This is a genomic window from Bacteroides sp. AM16-24 (assembly GCF_003471885.1).
GTDB lineage: Bacteria > Bacteroidota > Bacteroidia > Bacteroidales > Bacteroidaceae > Bacteroides.
On record NZ_QRKI01000009.1, the window covers coordinates 88,267 to 110,233 of the forward strand.

Genomic DNA, 21,967 nt, shown 5'->3' on the forward strand with positions numbered 1-21,967 from the left:
AAAACAAAGGAGGTAGATTATGACACGCAGGGTTGGCATATCTTGGCTCCCAATTCGTTGGGGATTATTTTTTCTGTTCATTTCTGGTTTGCAGTTGCTTTCTGCACAAGAAGATGGTGCACGCTTCACTCTTGACAGTCTGTTGATAAAGCCGAAAGCTACATTTCAGCTTCCATCCGTCAACCTTCTTCCCGAAAAAAACGTATATCCTTTGATAAATCCTATACAGTTAGGTGATTTGCCTTCTTTCTCCTTGAAAGAGGAACTCCGTATACCTTATCATATAAATCCTTCTCCGCTATTCCGGGGCGATTATAGTACGGGAGGCGTATTAAGGCAATTTCCTCATGGAGCGGTATTCGGTTCCGGGGGCCAGACCAGTATTCCGGGCATCGGGCGTTTCAATAATGCTTCGTTAGGATATCAGCATATCTTTAATGATCGGCTATCATTGCAACTTCGTGCCAATGCCATGAAGATAAATATGTCTCGTATCACCGGGCAAGCCTTCAGTACTGCGGGTAGGCTGACTTATCGTGCTTCCGACCGGGTTGCCTTCAATGTCTTCGGTTCGTATGATATCGGTAATTCTTACGGGATGAGCACTAATAGTTATGGTGCTACGATGTCTCTTGATATGTCCGAACGTTTTGGTATGGAGGTCGGTGCCCAGCGCTATTACGATGCCATGCGTGGAGGTTGGCAGACGGTTCCCGTTGTGATACCCTATTATCGCTTCGAGAAGTTTAAGCTGGGGTTGGATGTAGGCGGAATAATGTACGAGATTCTGCGCAACGTGGTGTTTGATAAACGCGGCGGCGGTGACTTTGGTGGAGGCCCTACGATTAGACCGCCAAAGTTTTCATTTCCGATAAAATGATTTCCTAAATCTTTCTTGATATGTACCGGATCATTGAGATGTGCCAGTTGTGCGAGTCTGTTGTGCATATCCTATTGTGAAGAGCATGCTTGCGATAATTAGCATAAGAATGAATGATATCGCAATGTTATCTTCGGGTTAACGAATAATTTATTACTTTTGTGGCATACAACTGGAAGTTAATACAATTCATATCAAAGACATGGATACAATAAAGTTATTGTTAGTTGAGGACGATCCCAGCCTGCGTTACATCGTTCAGAGCGGATTGGAAGATATCATAGAGGGCTATGAGGTGTTGGCAGCTGCCAATGGTGAAGAAGGATTGGCAATGTGGAGGGAGCATCGTCCCGATGTCATTCTTTCGGATATAGAAATGCCCATCATGGATGGTTATGAGATGGTGAAACGTATCCGTGAGGTGGATAAAGAGACGCCTATAATCTTTTCTTCCGGTTTGGTTTCTCCCAAAAATGTATTGAAAGGCTATGAGTTGGGAGCCAACAATTATATCAAGAAACCTTTCATTCCCGAAGAACTGGATGCCCATATTCATGCTTTGTTGAAACTCTCCAAAGGTGAAAAGAGTAAGGACGAAAGCGAATGTTACAAGATTGGAAAGGAATATGTGCTTGATGCTACGCACGCCATATTGAAACATTCATCCGGTGAAAACAAGACATTGACCGCCCGTGAAGCAGGACTGTTGCAAATGCTTTGTGAGAACAGAGGGGATGTAGTACGTCGTGAAGCCATTCTTGATAAGTTCTGGAATACGGAAGATGATTATTTTGCTTCCCGCAGCCTGGATGTATTCGTCACAAAACTCCGTAAGTTGATAGCTGAAGATTCATCAGTCAGCATTAAAACGGTGAAAGGTGTGGGGCTGATGCTGGAAGAATGAAACATTAGTAATTAAGAATGTAAATATCGGGATAATGAGATATAAATTTCATCATCCCGTTTTTTTTTGGAATACAAGTTATAAAGGAAGTTGCTTTTCTTGCAGATGAACCAGAGAAAATATCTGATTCCTGAAAAAGATGTTATCCGGTTCGGGAAAGTGAATCAGATAGTAGTAATTATAAAAATATGGAGACAAGCAAGAAAGTATATGTCTGGTAGCAGGTAATGTTGCTCCTTCATTGGTTCTTTATGAAAAGCTATTGATGGAATCAGTCCCTTTATGCAAATGTCCCCTTATTTGTCTATCCTTTCTATCGAGTTATTATTTGAAAAACAGTTGTTTAGTTTGTGGGTTGTCCCCTTCATTTATCCCCCACGATTGTTTCATTATTTACAGGTTACTTTTTACTTTTGTTTTCATACGATAACCAGGAAAGATGGAACTATTATTAATCATTATAAAAAGTAATATTTATGGAAAATCAAACAAAACTCTACCCAAGCTATATGGGCGAATTCTATGCAGCAAATCCGGTGAAATTTGAAAAAAGAAAGAACAATGTTAAGCCGATGCTTTATTATGGGCTGGCTGTAGTCGCTGTTATTATTGTTATTTTTCCTGGTTTTATCCCTGTAGCGGGTTGGTTGGTTCGGACGGTCGGAGTAATTGCTGTGTTAATATGCTTGCTTGCAGCGTATTTGAGCAATTTCGATTATTATAATAGTGAGAGTGGGGGTAAGATCAAAGAGGTGGGTTTGAAGAAGTTCAAGCGCGATGAAACCGATATAAACAGAATCCTGGAAGCGTTTCTCAGAAAAGACTTTGAGTATCTGGCAGAGTTGCCCGGAGCATACAGCGCACCGGTTCAGATTCATGTGGAAGAGGATAAATTAGGGCAGGAGATGTATTGCTTACTGACTTCTTACGATTCTGACAGCAATATTATCGGTCTGACCAATGTCCTGACCTTATCAGGAAACGATTATCTCGATCATGCGGATGTAATTAGGCAGATGCTCAAGGATGCGGAAAACGATTGATACGCAGAAAAAAGTGGCGCTATGGAAAATCATAGTGCCTGTTTTCGTCTTTCTTTTCCTTCTACATTGCAGGGTGTGGCATACGGAAGAAGAGATGTTGATGCATACCGCATTTTCTTCCGGTGGTTATTTAGGGCTGAACCAGAAGATTGTTGCTGTGCTTATGGCGATAACGATGTGCAGTTGGATGGCGTATACCCGTAGGAGAAGTACAGGGAAATGGTATCATTGGAGAAACTTTGTCTATGCTTTTATGTGTGGAGCTGCCGTAGTAGGGTTGTGTACCAATATACTGGTGGTTTTTCTGTTCTGGCTGAACAGTTGTTTTACTTCCGGGGTACAGACCCGTGAGTATATAATTGTCAATATCGCTCCCCACGACCGGACGCGTAAGAGTCACAATCCACGTTCTGCTGCATGGTTACTGAATACATTTTCTTACGGGGAGATATTTATACAAGGTGACCGTTACACTCGCATCTACTTGCCCATTGACTCTGCATACCGGCTTAGCGGTGAACGAGGCATCTATCTCAAAATGGAGTTGGAGGACGGTTGGCTGGGATGGGGAGTAATACGGAAGATCAATTCGGTGACCACAACAAAAGCATCGGAAAAAGTAGAAGTTCGTTTTCCTGAAGATGAGCAGGCACAGGCGTCTGATTCTTGTTTGCACGAAAAAAGTGAAAAAGCTTTTAAGTATAGATGGAGGGATATTCATATCTTTGCCAAACTGAGGAATATTAATTTATCAGATACTACCCACGTCAGTGTAAATCAGTATATAGACGGGCAAAAAGGTATTCCGGTATGGGAGATTGATATACGCGATTCCATTCAGCCGGATATGGCCAGAGTGATATTGATTCATGGAGAGACTGGAGAAGTGATGATGGATTCGTATGAATAACACGATATTGAAGATGAGATTGAAGAGTTTGATAGGAATAATCCTGTGGGGCGGTATGTTGGTTTCTTGTGGACCTGATAATCGCGTGGCCTTGGCAGAGAAACTGATGGCAGAAAAGGAGACAGACAGTGCCATAGTAGTGATGAATGAGATTAAAGAACCGTTGCATAACTTATCGAAACGCGATTATGCACTTTATGCCTTGCTGATGTCCGAGGCTGTTCACAGGAAGCAACAGTTGAATGCAGCTACAGATACCCTGTTGCTACCGGCTATTAAATATTTCAGCCAATCGGGCGATTCTTTTTATGCCGAACGGACCCTTTACTGCAAAGCACACCTGGACAGACGGCTTAACCGGATGAGCGATGCCATGCAATCTTTTCTGAAAGCTCTACTTTTTCTGCAAAATAGTGGTAATCATGAGCAGCTCTACCGGGTGAATACCTGGTTGGGAGTTGTCTGCCTGAATCAGGAAGAATATTCCGGCAAGGTACGTTATTCCAAAGAAGCCTTGAAGGCGGCTTTGGATTTGGGAAACATGTTCTATAAGAATATGGCCTTGTGCGATATTTCTACCGGATATTTGTTTCTGAATCAATTGGATAGCGCCCTTTACTATGCTCAGGCGGCCTATGAGGCGGCTTTAGCCGATTCTGTTCCTCAGCAGCTTCCTTTCATCTATACAAATCTGGGTAGTATCTATTCCCAGCAAGGAGAGCCTGCCAAAGCACTGGATTATATAAATAAATCAATAGCTCTTCGTCCGGCTAAGGATACTGTGAGAATTCTTTCGCTCTATGGGGTAAAGTTGGAGTTGTTTGGGAAACTGGGACAATATGATTCGGCATATCACTATTTTCAGAAAGTTATCTCCAGTCCAAATCCTTCTTCGGTGGCCGATGCCTATAATAATATGGCGAAAATATATCATAAGATGGGCCGTGCTTCAGATGCCTATCCTATGCTACAACGCTTCATTGAATTATCCGATACCATACGCAAGTATCGTTATACTGAGGAAGCCATTGCATTGCAAGAGCTTTACAAACACGAACAGCTTTCGGTAGAAAACCTGTATTGGCGTACCCGGGCTGCGGAAAGGCAGCGTAATGTGTATTGGATGACTACAATCTCTTTGCTGCTGGTTTGGGTGGCAAGTGCGGTATATTTCATCTATCGCCGTAACCGTAATCGCCTGATGGCGCAGCAGCATCAGCTTGTAAAAAAGGAAAAAGAATTGGCGCAGCAACGTGAGATCACTTCCGAAAACCTCCGGCGTATGGTGGAGATGGAGCAGAAGGAAGCTAAGTTGAAAGAAACTTTCTTTAGGAGACTCAGCCAGAAGGTGGTGCAGGAGATAGAAAGAGGCGGAAATGTGATTCTCTCCGATGAAGACTGGGATGATATTGTGCAGAATGCCGACATCATCTTCAATAACTTCACGAAACGCCTGCAACAGACCTATCCGAGTCTGAATAAAGATGATCTGCGCTATTGCTGTATGGTGAAAATGCAATTATCCCAGTCGGGCATGGCGCAGGTGATGCATCTGGAGAGGGATTCGGTGAAGAAGCGCCTGAAACGTATCCGTATGGAGAAGATGGGGGCGGATAGTGGCATTACACTGGAAGAACTGCTGTATAACTTTTAGAGGCTGAAAGGCTCTCTGGCTTTTGTCTGTAAAATATCCTTGAGTTATCAGAGGTTTTACGAGAATCTTTAGGAACTGTAAGGGCATTATGCTTACTTTGCAGATGATGAAATAAAACAATACAATTATGATTATTGCTCAAAAAGAAAATTATATCCTTCGTACCTGGGAGGCATCTGATGCCGAGTCATTAGCGGTTCAACTCAATAACAAAAAGGTATGGGATAATTGCCGGGATGCCCTTCCGCATCCTTATAAGTTAGAAAATGCACAGGCTGTACTGGAAATTATCGGCAAGAAAGAAGGTATTCATGATTTTTGTATTGAAGTGAATGGGAAAGCTGTAGGCAATATCGGCTTCATGCCCGAAAGTGATGTGCAGCGCTTCAATGCTGAAGTAGGCTATCTTATCGGTGAACCATATTGGGGGCAGGGTATTGTTACTGACGCATTGAAAGAAGCCATCCGTTATTATTTTGCGCATACTCCTATAATCAGAGTGTTTGCTTTTGTATTCGAATATAATCTTCCTTCAATGCGTGTATTAGAAAAGGCCGGATTCAACAAAATAGGTATCATGCATAAATCCATTTATAAGAATGATGCATTTTGTGATGCGCACTATTTTGAATTATTGAAAGAGACATTGGTTGATTGAGTATGTTTACATCCATTTGATAGGATGCCCCAATGCCCGTTTTATCGCTTCCATCTCGGCACTGTGCCACATCTCATGCTTGAAGCACCAGGCAAGGGCTTCATACTTATTATTGGCAACCGGATGTTTGAAGGGAATAGGCTCTAAATCTTCTGATAAAATACGGTCGTCCAGGCGGGACAGGCTGCTGATACATATCTCATGAACAGCATCCAGTTGTTTTTTAGCTCTGCTACAGGAATTAAATTCTTTTCGGCGGAGCGATGCAATGTACCCATTCCATTGAAAACCTTCACGTAATCAATTACCGGAATAAGTTTGCTGACGGTTTCATTCCTTCCGGTGATGCAGGTAATGGCATGAAAGTTCTGACTGATAATCAGATGTCCGATTTGCCATGCGAAGTTGGAGTCAGTGCCTTCGGGGATGGTGTACCACAGATTTTCAGGAACTTCTGATACTAAACGATTCACGAAATTCCGCGATTCAATAATCTGTTCTTTTAAAAAATCAATCTTGCTCATAATTAGTTTATTTAAGTTATACATAGTACCGTTGGCGGAGTTAATTCGTTTCTGTAGCGGATATGAACAAAATGTGATAATGTGGTAGGGTGATAAGGTGGTAGCGGTATAACACTCTGTGATATATAGCGCAGCTACTTTATCACCCTATCACCTTACCGCCTTATCACTCTTTCATTTCTTTCTATACCAGTTATGGGTTATCTTACTTCACCTTTATAAGTACACAGTCGTTTTCCTTTCATGAAAATTCAGTTTACCCCAAATGGTAACTTTGTTCACTCCACACGGTAACTCCATTTACATGCTGAGGTAAAGACCGTTACATGCCGCGGTAAAGGTCGTTACAATAAGGGGTAAAAGCCGTTACATACGGCGGTAAATGCTTTTACATTTTACAGTAAACAGTTGGTAAATGCTATTCGCTGATTATCAGTAAATTAATAAAAAGTCCATCAGCAATCTTTAGTTCATTTCAGAGCGGTTATGAACAAAATGATTTGCGGACTATCCGTCATTCTGAGCGTAGTCGAAGAATCTACTCTCTTGGCATAAGGCTGCGCTATACAGTAGGGGAAGAGATCCTTCGACTACGCTCAGGATGACGGATAGTACTACTGAATCATTTGCTTCATAACTGTAGCGGATATAAACCAATTCCGTCAACAGGTTACATAGTAGTTAGTGAGCAAGCTTTCCATTCTGTGACAGCTCAGAGAATAATTTTTTCCCAGTAGTTCTTTCTTGGAAGTTCTTTTTCGAGCCGTTGGCAAACGTCGACGAGGCGAATAATCTTCTTGATGGCAGTATATTCTTTCTCCAGATTGAGCGAGGTGACTTGCTTGCATATCCGGCATTTGCAGGTTCCCTGCGGGTTGTATAGCGGACAAGTGTCATTCATAAAGTGGGTAATCTTGCGGATGGAGCGGGAGGAAATCTGACGGACGCTCTCTTCCGTCATGCCCATGATTTCACTGATTTGCTTGTACGGCAGGTTGAGGTTTATCTTGAATATGAATATCAACCGGGCATCGTTCGTCAGGCAATGGTTCTGGGCTGTCAGACACCAGTCGCAGCATGCTTTTATCCATTCCTGTTCGTCCCGGTCCTGCCCGTTATAATCAATGGCGGGAAGTTCGCGAAATTCTCTCAACTCATTCATTGTGGCTATTCTTTCGTTCCGGGCATACCGCAGTATGGTGCGTTTGCATATTGTATATATCCATGTCGATAACCCGGATTCCCCGTTGAAGGAGTCTATGCTTTTGATGATTTCGTACCAGACTTCCTGAGCCGCTTCTTTAGCGATTTCCTTGTTTTGTATCATGCGGTGTGCTATGGAAGATACCATGACGCCATATTGTTCTACGATTTCCTTTAAGTCAGGTTGCATATTCTAAGTATTGTTCTATGTTGAGTTTGCAAATGTAGCTAATTTGTTTTATCCTGCCAAGGCCGGTAAATGCGGGCATCACTTTCGTTTTGACACTTTGCTTTTTATGCATAACGAGAATGCGATATTTCCGTCCCGATGTAAGGAAGAACGGAAAGAAACGAACGAAAATCAACATTTTGTTGATTGATAGCGTGATACATAAATATGTACAACTCTAATAAAAGAAAAACAGATGGTCTGTGCAGTGAATACAGATGGTTTGTCTCCCATCTATAGATGGTTTGTTTACGATCTATAGACCGTTCGTTTACGATCTATAGATTGTGTGCGTTACATCTATAGATTGTGCGCCTCAGATATATAGTTCCTTCGTGTAAGAAGTATAGTTCCTTGCATAGGTATTGCATATACTGCCTGCTTTATGCAAAAGGCGTGTATATATATTCTATAGATTGTACGAATGGATTCTGTTTCGGGTGTTTTCAGAAAGGTGTCTGTTAGTAAAAGTACTGTTTTTGTAACTTTATGTTCGGAATAAAGTGTAATGTCTGACTTTAGGTGCGGTAATTTGGTCCGTAAATATTTATCCTTTTGTTATAAGTCTGCAGGTATATTTCAAAGCGGTGTCTTCATCGTTCATGAAATCGGAAATTGTTTGAGATACTTGATGATGGGGAGGAATTCCCATCCCTTCCATAGGAAACCCTTTTGGTGACAAATCCGGTTGACGGGTGGGTATTCGCAAATAAGTACCATGTTTTGTTCTGAATGTGCGAGGACCATTTCCTGTATCTCCTCCGGTGGCTTCACCGACAAGCGTTACGTTTCCGCTTTCTTTCATATCTATTGTGAAGCTTTCGGCGGCAGAGCAGGTGATAGTACTGGTCAGCAGATAGATTTTTCCTTTATAAGCATCTGCTTCGGGTTGCATTAGTTGACTGCTGACGCAATGCGGTTGCTCTTTCCGGATAAAATATTTGCAGATATCCCGTCCGTTGCCACTGTTGCCTCCTCCGTTTTGGCGGATGTCTATAATGAGATAGGGAAGGTCTTTTATTTGAGGATAAGCTACTTTGAAATCTTCCAGCACGGGGGACATCATGGTGTTGATGGCCAGATAGCCGATGCTGTCTTGCAAAACTCTGGTTTCTACGGTTACCTCTTTTTCATCAGAGAAGTAGTCTCTTCGTTTCAAGGGTAAAGAGATTGTCAGTGTATCGCCCTTTCTCAGTAACGTATAGTCTCGGAGGGTGTCGGCATAGCTGGTGAATGCGTAACGGGCTGATTTCAGATGCCTCCATGCGTCAGTAGATGCCTCGGCATATTTTTCGTACTGATTAATCCACTCTTTATAAGGAACTTCATTGATGGCTATGATGCAGTCTTTATCCTTGAATCCGTATTGTGTCAGATAGGCATTGGGCTTGTTGATGTATAAGGAATCTTGTATGAGGACCGGAAATTGTCTCGCCGTGTACGTCCTGAAGCAGGAAATGGCATGACTGCACTGTAAGGCGGAAATGTACTTTTGTACTGCCAATCCATAGTCTGTGGTGGTTTGTGCCTGGCGGACACGGGTAATGTATGTCTGGTATAATGAATCCATATTCAGATGTTTGGCTTGGTATAGTGAATAGTTTTCCATTACTATCTGGTGTATCTCCTCAAAATCAGCCTCAAACTGCGAAGGTTTCACAGGTATTTCCGAAAGATAGAAATACTCCGCTTGAGGTCCTTTGTTGTAAAAATGCTTGGCATAAATGCGTAATCCGCACCAGGCAACGGCGCATACGGCTATTACGATAAATGCAATTTTTAAATGTTTCATACTCTATAGAATTTTGTTGTACATATCGGTTGTTTCTTTATGGTTATTCTCTTGAAAACAACCATAGCTACAAGACATTTCCGTGCAGGAAGGAATTATTTCACCACAAAGACTATATCTGCCAAACTCTTATAACGATCCTTTTTAAATGTAAAATTAACCTCTTTCAATGAGTTTGCATTAAAGTAATTCAGATAGTCATTAACTTTAGGTTCAATTAATGAAAAGGCGCGTTTCATTTTCCACGATTGGCTCATATCTGTCGTATCAACAAGAATTACAAACAATCTATTTTCTGCGCCAAATCGCATTTCTCCTTGATTGGCATATAACCATGTCATGAGTTCCATTGTATTTGCTTGTGCATCAGTTATAACATCTTTTCGTTTAGTCTTCAATTCGTCGAGAATGTCAGTGCGTCCTATCTCTGATAACTTTTCAGAAAGAGTATACATTTGTTGTGATTCGGATAAGGTATTATCCACTGTGATACCAACTTCCTTTGCTTTTTGTTTGAGCCACGTAAGTTCTTTCTTTCCAAGTTTATCTTTTAACTTTTCATCCATATATTGATTGGGAAAGAATGTGACTTTCAAGTCTATTGGATTATTGTCTATAAAAAAGTCTACACTTTTGATTTCTCCTACGGCCGAGATCACTTTTTCATGGCGTTTAAACAGTGATTCTATAAGGTACGAAGTCCAATTGTTGTACCAGCTCGTTTGCACATAATGCCATGCATTGTCGGCTATCTCTGTTTGTTTACTTACCAAATCATCATAATTGCTGATGACTTTCACATATCTACTTACGAAGTGTTTATCCAACGAATTGTTTTGATCGCCACCCCAGGCATAATGTTGCACTTTATACAAATCTGCTTTGAGTTTGGCTTCGTCAATGCCCATGGCGTCATACCAATTATGACTTTTTACTTTCAGGTAGTCGTCAAGTAACTGCATTGCATTTGGCATACCTTCAAGTTTCCCAAACAGCTCAACATTCTGCTCTGCAATCTTGGTAGCGGCAAGGGTTATATTATTCTCAACAATAAATTGTTCAATCTGCTTGCTGCGACATACAGCACGTACCTTGAGCCATAGCAATCCGTTTATGTCATGATTAAAAGCATATAGATTTTGGGCTCTGAACTCCTTGTCCCATTTTTCAAAATTTGTCATAGCGTATAGAATCTATTTTGTTGTACATACCAAAAGTATTTCACTACTACCTGCCACGCTACCTTTCCCTCCACGTCCGGCACTATACGTCTTTCTTTCAATCCTTACATTACGATAAGGCTCAATCATACCTACCATGGTATCAATATCAGGATAACTCCGGTCATTGTAACTTATAAGCCAAGTGGGGATATGACGGGCGTGTTCAAACATCAGCCGAAGATTCGACAGAGCCTCGCTGTTCTTGTCAAATCCGCTATATTTTTTCGGTTCATAACGCTTGGTTCCATTGATAAACTTCTTATCTTTCCAATATTCCACGTATGTTTCCAACAGATGATAAAATGACTGATAATCGGCATGGCTGTTGCAATATGGCGGATCGAAATACGCTAAGTCTATTTCGCTCAATTTGGGAAGCAAATCAAGAATGTTTTCATTGTAACTGACGTTCTCTCTGTTATTATCGAAAACGGCAGCATTATATTCTGGAAGTAGTTCCATAAACAGTTCTTTCAGAGGACGAATTAAACTACGGTTGCGTTTGACCCGAGCGGGGTCAGCAGCATATACCAAGGCTTGCGTATGAGCAAAATGCCCCATAGTAACCTTACGGGTTATGCTTCGGCACATTACAGCCAAAGCTAATGAACGTTTATACGGATTGTCTAAACGGTGTACATTACTACGAAAGCTATCAGCAAAAGCAGCCTCTTCCGGGACAAAAAATAAACCCGAAAACAACTTCTCTATCAGATTAAATTCTATCGGGTCACTGTTTTCAGAAAAGAGAATGTGTATGTCCCGTTCATTGAGAACATATCCCGGATTTTCAATTAGTGCTTTTCCTATCAAATTATTGAAGTTCAAAAAGTCGTTAGTCACAACCTTTTTACCCAATTGTTTAAGCATATATGCAATAGATTGCGAACCCGAGAATGCATCCAATACCGTATTAGCATCCTCAGGAATGAATTGTGCAATCCATCCTCGATGAATAAATTTTGCTCCTAAATATTGAGGTTCGGGGAACTTATAATCCAAATATCTTGTTTCTGCAAAAAGCATAATATATTCTTTTATTATGCAAAGTTACTCGTTTTTTACTAACATAAATGATGATTCTTCGAATTTCTTTTTGATTAACTATGAGTTCTCTCAATTTAGGAGGAAGACTATTTGTGGGACCGTAGTAAGGTTTTCGAGTATTCCTTCATTGAGACTGTAGTAAATTTCTTTGTTCGCTTTTGTGTGGACACATGTTATTGGCATTTGTTATGTTATTAAGTCTGAACAGCCTCGCTACCCTACGGATAAAAAATATATCTTTGTGAATGAACCTGTTAATTGTCGGACATTAATCAAAACACAGATGAAAAATATGTTTTATTGGGCTGGCATCATAAGCATTCTTATCTGCCTGCCGCTTCGGGTTTCCGCTCAGTCGTACGAACAAATGTGGAAACAGGTTGAAGCTCTGGAACAAAAGCAGTTACCTGAATCTGCAATCAAAGAATTGCAAAAGATTTACGAGCACGCCAAACAGGAGAAGAACATGCCCCAGATGATGAAAGCCCATCTGACAAAGGCATCCTTATCTATCGACATCACCCCCGATAGTCTGGATCGTGAATTATCCGGACTGAAAACCTGGGTGGCGGAAGAAAAAGACCCGGTGTATAAAGCTATACTGAATCATCTGCTGGGATACTACACCCTCGATACCGGCAAGAGGGATGAGGCTGCCATAGACGCTGCCATTGCTTATTTCCGCCTTTCACTGCAAGATAAAGATATACTTTCACGGAAGTCCGCTGCGGATTACCGCCCGATGACTGTCAGCAAAGAACTGAGCGGGAAGTATTGCGGCGACAATATGTATCAGTTGCTTGCCCGGCAGGCCATCTCGCGGCTGAGTGGTTATTTCATTGTCAATCCCGTGTTAGCCGAGAAAATACAAACCGAGATATTGTCCATTTATGACGGGCTGATCGACTTCTACCAACAGCAAGGCATGACGGATGCCCGCCTATTGCTAATGCTCGATAAACTGAATTACCAAGGGAATGACATCAGCCGCGGCGGTGTAAATGAAAAGCTGAGGCTGACCGACGAACAAGTAATAACCCTCCTGAAACAATGGGCCGAAGAGTTCTCCGCTTCCCCGCTTTGCGGAGAGGTATATTGCCAACTGGCAGAGCGCTACGACAGGATGCAGGATTATACCGCCAAACTGCATGCCGCCCAAACCGGACTAAAAAAATATCCCCAATCACCCTCTGCCAATGATTTGAAAGAACAAGCTGCAGAAGTGCTCACTCCCCGGCTGATGGTAGAAATCCCCTTTGCCTACCCGGCGAAAGAAGTGGATTTGAAAGTAAAATACCGCAATCTGACTGGGCTGACCGTAGAACTTTACCGGATGAATCTGCCCGTCACGAGCAATATCCTGGAAAGGGAAATAACAGCTTCCACCGTAAGTCGATACGGTAAATTGGTCGGCACTCGCCATTACCAACTGGCAGCCACTCCGGATTATATGGAAACAGATACCTTGCTGCGTTATAAATTTCCCACCGAAGGCATTTACATATTAAAATCTATCCCCGACGGCCATCGCAAGTATACAGCATACGGAAAAGCTTATGTTTCCTCCCTGCAAGCCATATCCTTGGGATTGCCCGGCGGAAAACAGGAAATCAATATCATCGACCGCCTGACGGGACATCCGGTGGCAGGCACGGAAGTAGCTTATTACCGTGTGTCGCAGGGAGAAGGTTATCGTTTGGTTAAAGCATATCCTGCGGACAGCAAAGGAACTGTTACCCTCACCCCGCCCGATGAAAGAAACTGGCTGGGAATAAACGTCCGTAAGCCGGGTGCCGACTATATGGAAATCAGCTATGCCGGTTTCTCGGGTGCGGGATATAATGTGCCCGCCTCTCGGAAGTGGGAAAAGCATGCTTCCCTCTTCACCGACCGGGCTTTATACCGTCCCGGACAGGTGGTGCATGTTTCGGGGATAGCGTATGAGCAATCGGGTGATTCGATACGCGTCTTCTCAAGAGTCCGCAAGGATGTGGTGCTGCGGGATGCCAACCGGCAGGAGATTGGCAAACTCTCCCTTGCTACAGACGAATTCGGGGCTTTTTACGGCGATTTTATGCTTCCCGAAACACTTCTCCCGGGAGAGTTTGAACTGTCGGTAGAAAGCGGTGAAAACCGTTATATCCGTGTGGATGAATACAAGCGTCCGACGTTTGATGTAGTCTTCCATCCTTATCAGGCCACTTATAACGTGGGAGATACCGTATTAGTTAGCGGCGAAGCAAAAACATTTGCAGGCGCTCCGGTAGGACTGTGCAGACTCAGTTATAAACTCACCCGTTCGGAGAATGAATTCTGGAGGATTTCGGACCATGAAACTGTTCTGGCAGTAGGTGAAGTGCAGACTGATGCAGCCGGTAATTTCCGCTTCCCGGTCTTTCTGCGTAAACCGGATGATTTCAAGCCCGACCGACCGGGGCGTTACTACACCTACAAAATAACGGCTGAGGTCATCAACCTGACCGGAGAGGTGGAAAGCGGTACTTTGTCGTTACCGGTAGGGCAACAGTCCGTAGCCTTGCAGATTAAAGGTCTGCGCCCAAAGGTGGCTCGCGAGAAACGGGAAACCATACAGGTGTTGGCTATGAATCTAAACCGGCAGCCCGTAACGCTTCAAGCCACTTGCGTGGTGTATGCTTTGGACGAAAAAGGAAACAAAACCAATGAGGTATGCCGCCGCACAGTAGAAACCCGCCGCTCTTTTGTTCCCGACGATATACTGGCCCTTGCTCCGGGACGTTACACTATGGAAGTGTCAGCCCTCGACGGACAGGGAAGAATCTGCACGGCAAGGCAGGATTTCATTCTCTTTTCGTTGGCAGACCGTCACCTGCCGGTACATTCACCGGAGTGGTTCTATCAGGACGGGACAGAGTTTAATGACGGGCATCCCGTCAGCCTGTATGTGGGCAGCAGTGAGAAAGATGTCTATCTGTTGTACGATGTCTTCTGTGGCGACAAGCGCATTGAATCCAAACGGATGGTTCTCAATAATGAAATCCGGCAGTTCACCTATCCCTATAAACCGGAATATGGAGACGGCATCACCGTGAACTTCGCCTTTATGCGCGAGAGCAAACTATACACCAAGCAAGTGCAGATATCCCGTCCCCGCCCGGATAAGAGCCTGCAACTGAAATGGATTACTTTCCGTGATAAGCTGCAACCGGGGGGAAAGGAAGAATGGCAACTCCAAATCACGCATCCCGACAAGAAAGCGGCCGATGCGCAATTGCTTGCCACTCTTTATGACGCTTCCCTCGATAAACTGTACGTCAATGACTGGGCTTTTAATCTGAACTTTCCCCGTTCCACTCCCAGTGTCCGTGCAAACCTGATATTCTCAGGTCATTCCATCTGGATGTATAGTAACTTCCCCTATGCGGGCAGCACTCTGCGCGGTCTTCGTTGGTGGGATGTGTATAGCACTCTGAATGCTCCGTTCTGGCGGGGTCCGCGTCCTGAGGGTAGTTTCCGTATAAAGCAGGATAGCAGGATGATGAAGCCCGTAACTATCAGCCTCGATGCTGAAACTCTGTCTGATGACGGTTTTGAAGTAGAAGACGGAAGCTCCATTGAAGCAGTGTTTGAATGCTCTGATGCTGTGGCATTGGATGATGGTTCGCCATACGTTCCTCTCCGGCAGAACTTTGCAGAAACAGCTTTCTTCTATCCCGCCCTCCGTACGGATACGAATGGAGTCGTAAGCCTGTCTTTCACTTTGCCCGAAAGCCTGACCGAATGGAAGTTCATGGGGCTTGCCCATACCCGGGGTATGGATTACGGGCAGATAACAGCCCGGGCAAAAGCCGTCAAGCCGTTTATGGTACAGCCCAATATGCCCCGCTTTATCCGTGTCAGCGATAAAGCGGTCATCAGTACAGGAATAATCAACTTGTCGGAAGAAAACATCCGGGGAACAGCCCGAATGGAACTGGTTGACCCGCAAACAAACCGGGTTCTGTCAACCCGCGAACACGAATTCAGTGCGGCTGCCGGAGCAACCGTTTCCGTATCGTTTGATCTGGAAACCCCGGATGAAGCTACGGTCTGGATTTGCCGGATTATAGCTGAGGGAGGCAATTTCAGTGATGGCGAGCAGCGTTATCTTCCGATTCTGTCTGATAAACAATGGGTGACTGAGGCAATACCCGTGCAATTGAACGGTGCGGAAAGTAAATCGGTTGCATTGGACGGCTTGTTCAATGACGGAAGCAAAACCGCTACCGACAAACGCCTGACGGTGGAACTGACTGCCAATCCCGATTGGTATGCCATACAGGCTTTGCCCGTCATTGGTAATCCTTTGAATGAAGATGCCTTGTCGTGGGCAAGTGCTTACTATGCCAATTCATTGTCCACCACCATTATCAATACCCATCCCCGCATCCGGCAGGTATTCGAAAGCTGGAAAGCGCAGGGCGGTTCATCATCAGGCAATCTCAGTGATAAAGAAGACCTGAAAGATCTGCTGCTTAAAGAAACTCCCTGGCTGGCGGATGCCCTCAATGAGACGGAGCAGAAAAGAAGCATAGCGCTTCTGTTCGACCTGAACACAATGGGCAACCGTAATCAGGTTGCAGCATCCCGTTTGGAAGCATTGCAACTCCCCGACGGCTCCTGGAGTTGGTATAAAGGGATGTCGGGCAACCGCTACGTCACCACTCGGATTGTAGAAATGCTGGCACGGCTCCGGACGATGGGCGTATCTGTCGCTCCGCTACAGGGAATGTACGAAAAGGCGGTGAATTATCTCCATACCCAATGGCTGGATGAATACAGGCAGATGAAGGAAAGTGAAAAGAAGGGCGATAAGGATAGATTGCCCGGCGAGCAATCCCTGCATTATCTGTATATCTGTGCTTTGGATGCGCAAGTTGCGAAGCGGGCCGATAAAACAGCTTACTCGTATATGATTGGCAAACTGGAGGCAGCCCCTCCGGCTGATGCCATTTATGATAGGGCGCTTATTGCTACCCTACTGCATAAAGCAGGTAAAACGACCAAAGCGAACGAACTTGCCCGCTCCATTCTGGAATATTCCGTTGCCACACCCGGGATGGGACGTTATTTCGATACTCCGAAAGCCCGCTACTCCCGGAACAGTTATAGAATTCCGGCGCAGGTGGCCGCCATCGAAGCCCTGTCCGGCATTCTGAAAGAACCGTTGGCGATTGCTGAAATGAAGCAATGGTTGCTTAAACAGAAGCAAGTGCAGGCCTGGGACAATCCGGTAGCTACTGCCGATGCTGTGTATGCTTTCCTGGGTAGAGATGATAATCAGTTGGCAGAGAGCAGCGCTATGAAAGCGGAAATATCCGGAACAGAAGTGGTGACTCCCGATGATGCATTAGGTTATGCCCGCCGTTCGTTCTCCGGTGATGAGGCTGAAACCCGGCAAATAGAAATAGCGCACACGGGCGCAGGAATAGGCTGGGGGGCTGTATATGCCCAATATCTGGAAGATATGGATCAATTGCAATCCGCAAAAGGCAACGGCTTGAAAATCACCCGTACTTATTATAGAGATGGCAAGGAAGTTTCTTCAAAAACAGATTTGCATGTGGGAGATGAACTTACCGTCCGGCTGACAGTGAAAGCAGACCGGGATATGGATTTCATTCAGATAAAAGATACGCGTGCCGCCTGCATGGAGCCAAAGGAGGCGTTGTCGGGATATCGCCATTCCGATGCTATTGGCTATTATCAGGTGATGCGTGATGCTTCTGCCGAATTCTTTATTGACAAACTAAGGAAGGGCATTGTTCAGATAGGATACAAAGTCTATATAGACCGTCCGGGAACTTATCAGACCGGTATTGCTACCGTGCAATCGGCTTATGCACCCGAGTTTGCCGGACATACAAAGAGTCTGTCTGTAACGGTACGTTGAAATTATTATTCATTGATTAATCATAAAATGCGTATGAAGCATCTATGCTTACTGATTGCTTTTTTATCTTTCCTTAGCTGTAAGGCTCAGAAGGATAATGAGGATTTGGCAAAAGAGGTGATAATCTCAGGCCGTGTCTTGAATAGGGAGGTCTATCCGAAGGAAAAGGAGGTGACGCTTGTGATACCTTATCTGTCTGAAATGGAGACTGTTTACACTTCCCCCATAGCGGATGACGGTACTTTCACTTTCCGTTTTAGTCCTTACGCTCCCGTTCGCGAAGTTGTTCTTCGCAATTATGCGGAGCACTTGTTTGTACATCCGGGCGATAGTCTGTTTGTAGAGATTGACTTCAGTAATTTGCTGTCTCCCAAGATTACGGGAACTTCCGGCGATCTGAACCAATATATGGCTCTTTTCACTTTAGGTGGATATTATCGTGGCCCTTATTATTGTAATCCAAGGAGCACTTTCGAAGAATCTGAAAAGGAATTGGGAGAAGAGCATACCAGCCGTTGGGAACGCCGTGCCGACTTCCTGAAGGAACATTCTCCGGGTGCCGAGGTTGAAGAATATACGGCGGATTTGCTGTGGATAGATTATTACAATGCACTCTTTAACTATGCTACGTCGCAGGCGTCGGAGGGTAAGGACGTTAGTCTGTATATGGCATTGATGTTAAAACTTAACCCTCTCTTTTCGGGAAAAACCGTTTTTGCCGGTCTGTTTCCGCTTACTGAAAAGGTGAATTTTTTCCTCTATTGCAATCACACCAGAAAAAAATATAGCGATTTTGAGTTAGCAGATCTTATGAAGGATTGCAAGGATAATGCTATCCTGCCCTATTTATATCTCCAACATGTGGCCGTTCCTTTATGCCACAACGATACGCTCTGTCTGGCTGATTACAGGCTCCAGTTCGACTCTATAGTGCAGGCTCCCCATTTGAGGCAACCCATACTTGAATTATATGAGGATAAAGCAGATTATCTGAAAGCCCCCGGAAAGGTATCCCACCAGATGCTCTATGGCAATAATGCTGATGAGGCGGCTGCTAGGAAGGACATGCCGTTTATGATTCCCGTATATAATCTTCTGGAAAAGTATGCAGGCAAGGTGATTTATGTTGATTTCTGGGGAGTGATTTGTCCCCCTTGCCTGGCAGAAATGGAGCCTTTGAAGGAATTACGGAAACGAAATTCTCCCGAAGATGTGGTAATGGTGAGTATCTGTGGAAGTAGAGACAGGGAGGCATACCATAAGGTTCTGGAGCGTTTCTCTCTGCAGGGGAAGAATATTGAGTGCGTCTATTCGGAAGATTGGGCGACCTCCGATGACTATCACCGCATCATGAAGCATTGGGGCATGAACAGCATACCGCAATTCCTTCTGATTAACCGTGATGGGGTTATAGTGGATTATGGCACTGCATTGCGACCCAGTTATCCGAAGACGGCGGCAAAGATTGATGCTCTATTGAAGTAAGGGGAGAATCGGGTAGGGATAGGTATATTAGGCGATATAAATAATTTATTGTTCGCTTTTGTGCGGACACTTGTCCGTTTACGAACACTCCCTGAAAATGTATAATCGTTGATAATCAGCATTTTATTGTTTTGGCACGGCAATTGACTATATATAGTCGAAGGCGGTTGACAAAAACTTCCTTTTAAAAAACAAGAAGTAATAACAATAAAAAAATAACGATTATGAAAACGAACTTAATTTCTAAAGCAGTGGTAATGATGGTAGTAGTAATGGCAAGTGTAATGAACTTCTCTGCAAGTGCAAGCAATCCTACCCAGTACGTAAAGAATGAAGAGATGACCGGTGAACTGATGACCGCGAAGACCATCTTTAAGAACGAAGACGGTCATTTGTTCCGCCACCTCCGTTACACCTACACTTACGATAACGAAAACCGCGTAGCCAGCAAGGAAGCTTCCAAGTGGGACAGCGTAAAAGAAGCTTGGGTTCCCTACTTCAAAATGAATGTTTCCTATACAAACGATGAAGTTGAACTTAGTTATGCTCGTTGGAACTCCAAGAGCAACGTTTACGATAGCAATATTGAAAAGACTGTTTACGAACTGAACGATAACAATGCCGTCTTGATGCTGGCAAGTACAAAATAAAGTTAGCGGGACAGGAATTGGATTTTTAATCAATGTCAGAAAGATTGCAAAATATTGAAATAAGTGTCGCTAAAATGCTTTTTTTACTGACAAGCGTATCCTCATAAAAGCAGAGAATAGAGAATTTACTTCTGAATTAATGCATATAAATACGTTATTTCTGCATTCTATGTACAACTTATACGCTTTTTATACATTGAATCACTATTCCCAACACGTAGGATCTATACATCCGGCATACAGTATCTATAGATGCAACACATCCGATATATAGATTGGATACAAGCGATCTATATATCGGAAACAAGCCATCTGTATATCCGGCAGAAAGAAGCTGTTTTAGGCACTTTTAGATGATACTTTCGCTTTTTTAGAGTTGTTGGTATTTTTGTATCGGATTATTAATCTGCTGACTATGGATTTTCACTTGTGAATTTACGTTTTCCCTTCTTTCCGTACACAAAGAAAGCATTCTGAATATGCAAAAAAAACAAAATGTCAAAAGGGAGGGACGGATTATTTAAAAGAAACGATTTTTCGCCTCTGTAAGTGCTCTGAGGGCATTTGCAGAGGTGAATTTATTTTTTTATTTCTGATTGTTATGTGAATGTTTTTGCTATTTAACTCTTATCATTATCTTTGGGGATGAGTGAGATTATGAATTGGTAACTTAAATGGCAATAAATAATGGATAAGACATTAAAAGAGAAAATTGATGCTTGGACAGATACTGATGAGCATACTGAGATTCCTTTTCGTAAACGTGTACAGGACTTCTGGAAATGGTTTACTGATAATGAAAAGAAGCTGTCGCAGATCGTTGAGAACCGTGGGAAGTCGGATAGTGAAAATGCAGTGGAGTTTATCGCGGCCGGAACAAATCTGATAAACGAAGAGGTACACTTCAATCTGGGCGGGGACTATGAATTTACTTTCTCTGTTGAAGGTCATTCTTCCCTGTTCTATCTCTATCCCTATGTTGTGTCGCAGTTGCCTGAGCAATTCAAGGACAAATGGCACTTCTTCCCTTTCAACCAAGGTACTGATTCGAGTTTCTCATTTGGCATGTATGGCGTAAATGTGGCTATGGATCAGGTGCAGGTAGCCGTTACTTATCAGGAAGATATCAATGCTTTCAGTATCCGTTTTTATGAAAAAGACTTATGTTCGCTGGAAGAAGCTCAAAGTTACAATGCCTATTATATCATGATGGAAATTATGCTGGGTGAGGGATTGTCGTACCAATATATTGCCGATGTGGAACGTGCCGATGCTCCGCTTGAAGACGCAATATCTCTTCCTGCATTGAGGACATATATCGTAGATACTCTGAAAGCCCATGATAAGGAAGTGTTTGATAATCCGCAGCAAGTCTATACAAGCTATCGTTTCGAGCCGCAGGAGAACGAAGAACTGCGTTTTGATGTAGTTGCAGGCAGTTCATGCTTCCAACCTTTGGTAGCTAATTATTATAACGGTTCTACTGAGTTGTTCGATCAACTGAACCGGTTCGGTGCACAGGCTATGTTCATTGCCTTCCCGTTTGAGAACGAAAAGGAAGGAGATGCAAAGAAAGCCCTGGATTTCCGCTACGAACTGGAAGACCGGCTTTCAGAAGAACTGCTTTCTCCGGAAGGCCTGGGACTTTTATTAGGCGGTGCCGTTGGTACAGGTACGTGTTACATCGACCTTTTGCTATTCGATAAGCCGGCATTTATGGAAAAGATAATCCCTTTCCTGAAGGATTATCCTCAATATCGTTTCTATCTCTCTGATTTCCGTCAGGATTGCGACTTGTACAGGCTGTTTGAAGCGGAGGATGACGAATCAGAAGATTAAATAATAAATCGTTAA

14 protein-coding genes and 1 pseudogene are annotated in these 21,967 nt (G+C 43.6%); 10 read left to right on the forward strand and 5 right to left on the reverse strand.

Annotated features, from left to right (window positions below; translation table 11 throughout):
• The first annotated feature begins 19 nt into the window (after positions 1–19).
• The 6 genes from DW182_RS12095 (at position 20) to DW182_RS12120 (ending at position 6,049) form a co-directional block, all read left to right on the forward strand.
• On the forward strand, positions 20–880 hold the full coding sequence (locus DW182_RS12095) for a hypothetical protein (RefSeq protein WP_115503728.1): 861 nt from the start codon (positions 20–22) through the stop codon (positions 878–880).
• A 202-nt stretch (positions 881–1,082) separates the two neighbouring features.
• Positions 1,083–1,784, forward strand: a complete 702-nt coding sequence (locus tag DW182_RS12100; RefSeq protein ID WP_007661184.1) for a response regulator transcription factor — start codon at positions 1,083–1,085, stop codon at positions 1,782–1,784.
• A gap of 476 nt (positions 1,785–2,260) precedes the next feature.
• Positions 2,261–2,827 (forward strand): hypothetical protein, encoded by a 567-nt coding sequence (locus tag DW182_RS12105; RefSeq protein ID WP_007211368.1) that lies wholly within the window; start codon positions 2,261–2,263, stop codon positions 2,825–2,827.
• Positions 2,811–3,737: a hypothetical protein gene (locus DW182_RS12110; RefSeq protein ID WP_118295688.1), complete on the forward strand. Its 927-nt coding sequence runs from the start codon at positions 2,811–2,813 to the stop codon at positions 3,735–3,737. Before DW182_RS12105 ends, DW182_RS12110 begins: the two co-directional genes overlap by 17 nt.
• 13 nt (positions 3,738–3,750) lie before the next feature.
• The gene (locus DW182_RS12115; RefSeq protein WP_118295745.1) at positions 3,751–5,391 is read left to right on the forward strand and encodes a tetratricopeptide repeat protein; all 1,641 of its coding nucleotides are present in this window, start codon (positions 3,751–3,753) and stop codon (positions 5,389–5,391) included.
• 127 nt (positions 5,392–5,518) lie between these two features.
• The gene (locus DW182_RS12120) at positions 5,519–6,049 is read left to right on the forward strand and encodes a GNAT family N-acetyltransferase (RefSeq protein WP_115503730.1); all 531 of its coding nucleotides are present in this window, start codon (positions 5,519–5,521) and stop codon (positions 6,047–6,049) included.
• Positions 6,050–6,055: 6 nt separating this feature from the next.
• Here the strand turns inward: DW182_RS12120 and DW182_RS12125 are convergent.
• From DW182_RS12125 to DW182_RS12150, 5 genes and pseudogenes are all read right to left on the reverse strand, one after another.
• Positions 6,056–6,573 (reverse strand): annotated as a pseudogene (locus DW182_RS12125) (DinB family protein).
• Positions 6,574–7,285: 712 nt separating this feature from the next.
• Entirely contained in the window at positions 7,286–7,966 is a 681-nt protein-coding gene (locus tag DW182_RS12130) for an RNA polymerase sigma factor (protein ID WP_115503732.1), read from the reverse strand.
• A 586-nt stretch (positions 7,967–8,552) separates the two neighbouring features.
• A complete protein-coding gene (locus DW182_RS12140; protein WP_118295689.1) occupies positions 8,553–9,797 on the reverse strand; it encodes a S41 family peptidase in 1,245 nt (414 codons plus the stop codon).
• Positions 9,798–9,892: 95 nt separating this feature from the next.
• Entirely contained in the window at positions 9,893–10,978 is a 1,086-nt protein-coding gene (locus tag DW182_RS12145) for a hypothetical protein (protein ID WP_117707238.1), read from the reverse strand.
• A gap of 12 nt (positions 10,979–10,990) precedes the next feature.
• Positions 10,991–12,046, reverse strand: a complete 1,056-nt coding sequence (locus tag DW182_RS12150; protein ID WP_044533257.1) for a DNA adenine methylase — start codon at positions 12,044–12,046, stop codon at positions 10,991–10,993.
• Between the two features lie 304 nt (positions 12,047–12,350).
• Between DW182_RS12150 and DW182_RS12155 the strand changes: the two genes are divergently transcribed.
• The 4 genes from DW182_RS12155 (at position 12,351) to DW182_RS12170 (ending at position 21,952) form a co-directional block, all read left to right on the forward strand.
• Entirely contained in the window at positions 12,351–17,978 is a 5,628-nt protein-coding gene (locus DW182_RS12155) for an alpha-2-macroglobulin family protein (protein ID WP_233564151.1), read from the forward strand.
• A gap of 33 nt (positions 17,979–18,011) precedes the next feature.
• The gene (locus tag DW182_RS12160) at positions 18,012–19,463 is read left to right on the forward strand and encodes a TlpA disulfide reductase family protein (RefSeq protein ID WP_118295747.1); all 1,452 of its coding nucleotides are present in this window, start codon (positions 18,012–18,014) and stop codon (positions 19,461–19,463) included.
• A gap of 224 nt (positions 19,464–19,687) precedes the next feature.
• The gene (locus DW182_RS12165; RefSeq protein ID WP_115503735.1) at positions 19,688–20,113 is read left to right on the forward strand and encodes a DUF3836 domain-containing protein; all 426 of its coding nucleotides are present in this window, start codon (positions 19,688–19,690) and stop codon (positions 20,111–20,113) included.
• 687 nt (positions 20,114–20,800) lie between these two features.
• Positions 20,801–21,952, forward strand: a complete 1,152-nt coding sequence (locus DW182_RS12170) for a hypothetical protein (protein ID WP_115503736.1) — start codon at positions 20,801–20,803, stop codon at positions 21,950–21,952.
• Positions 21,953–21,967 lie beyond the last annotated feature (15 nt).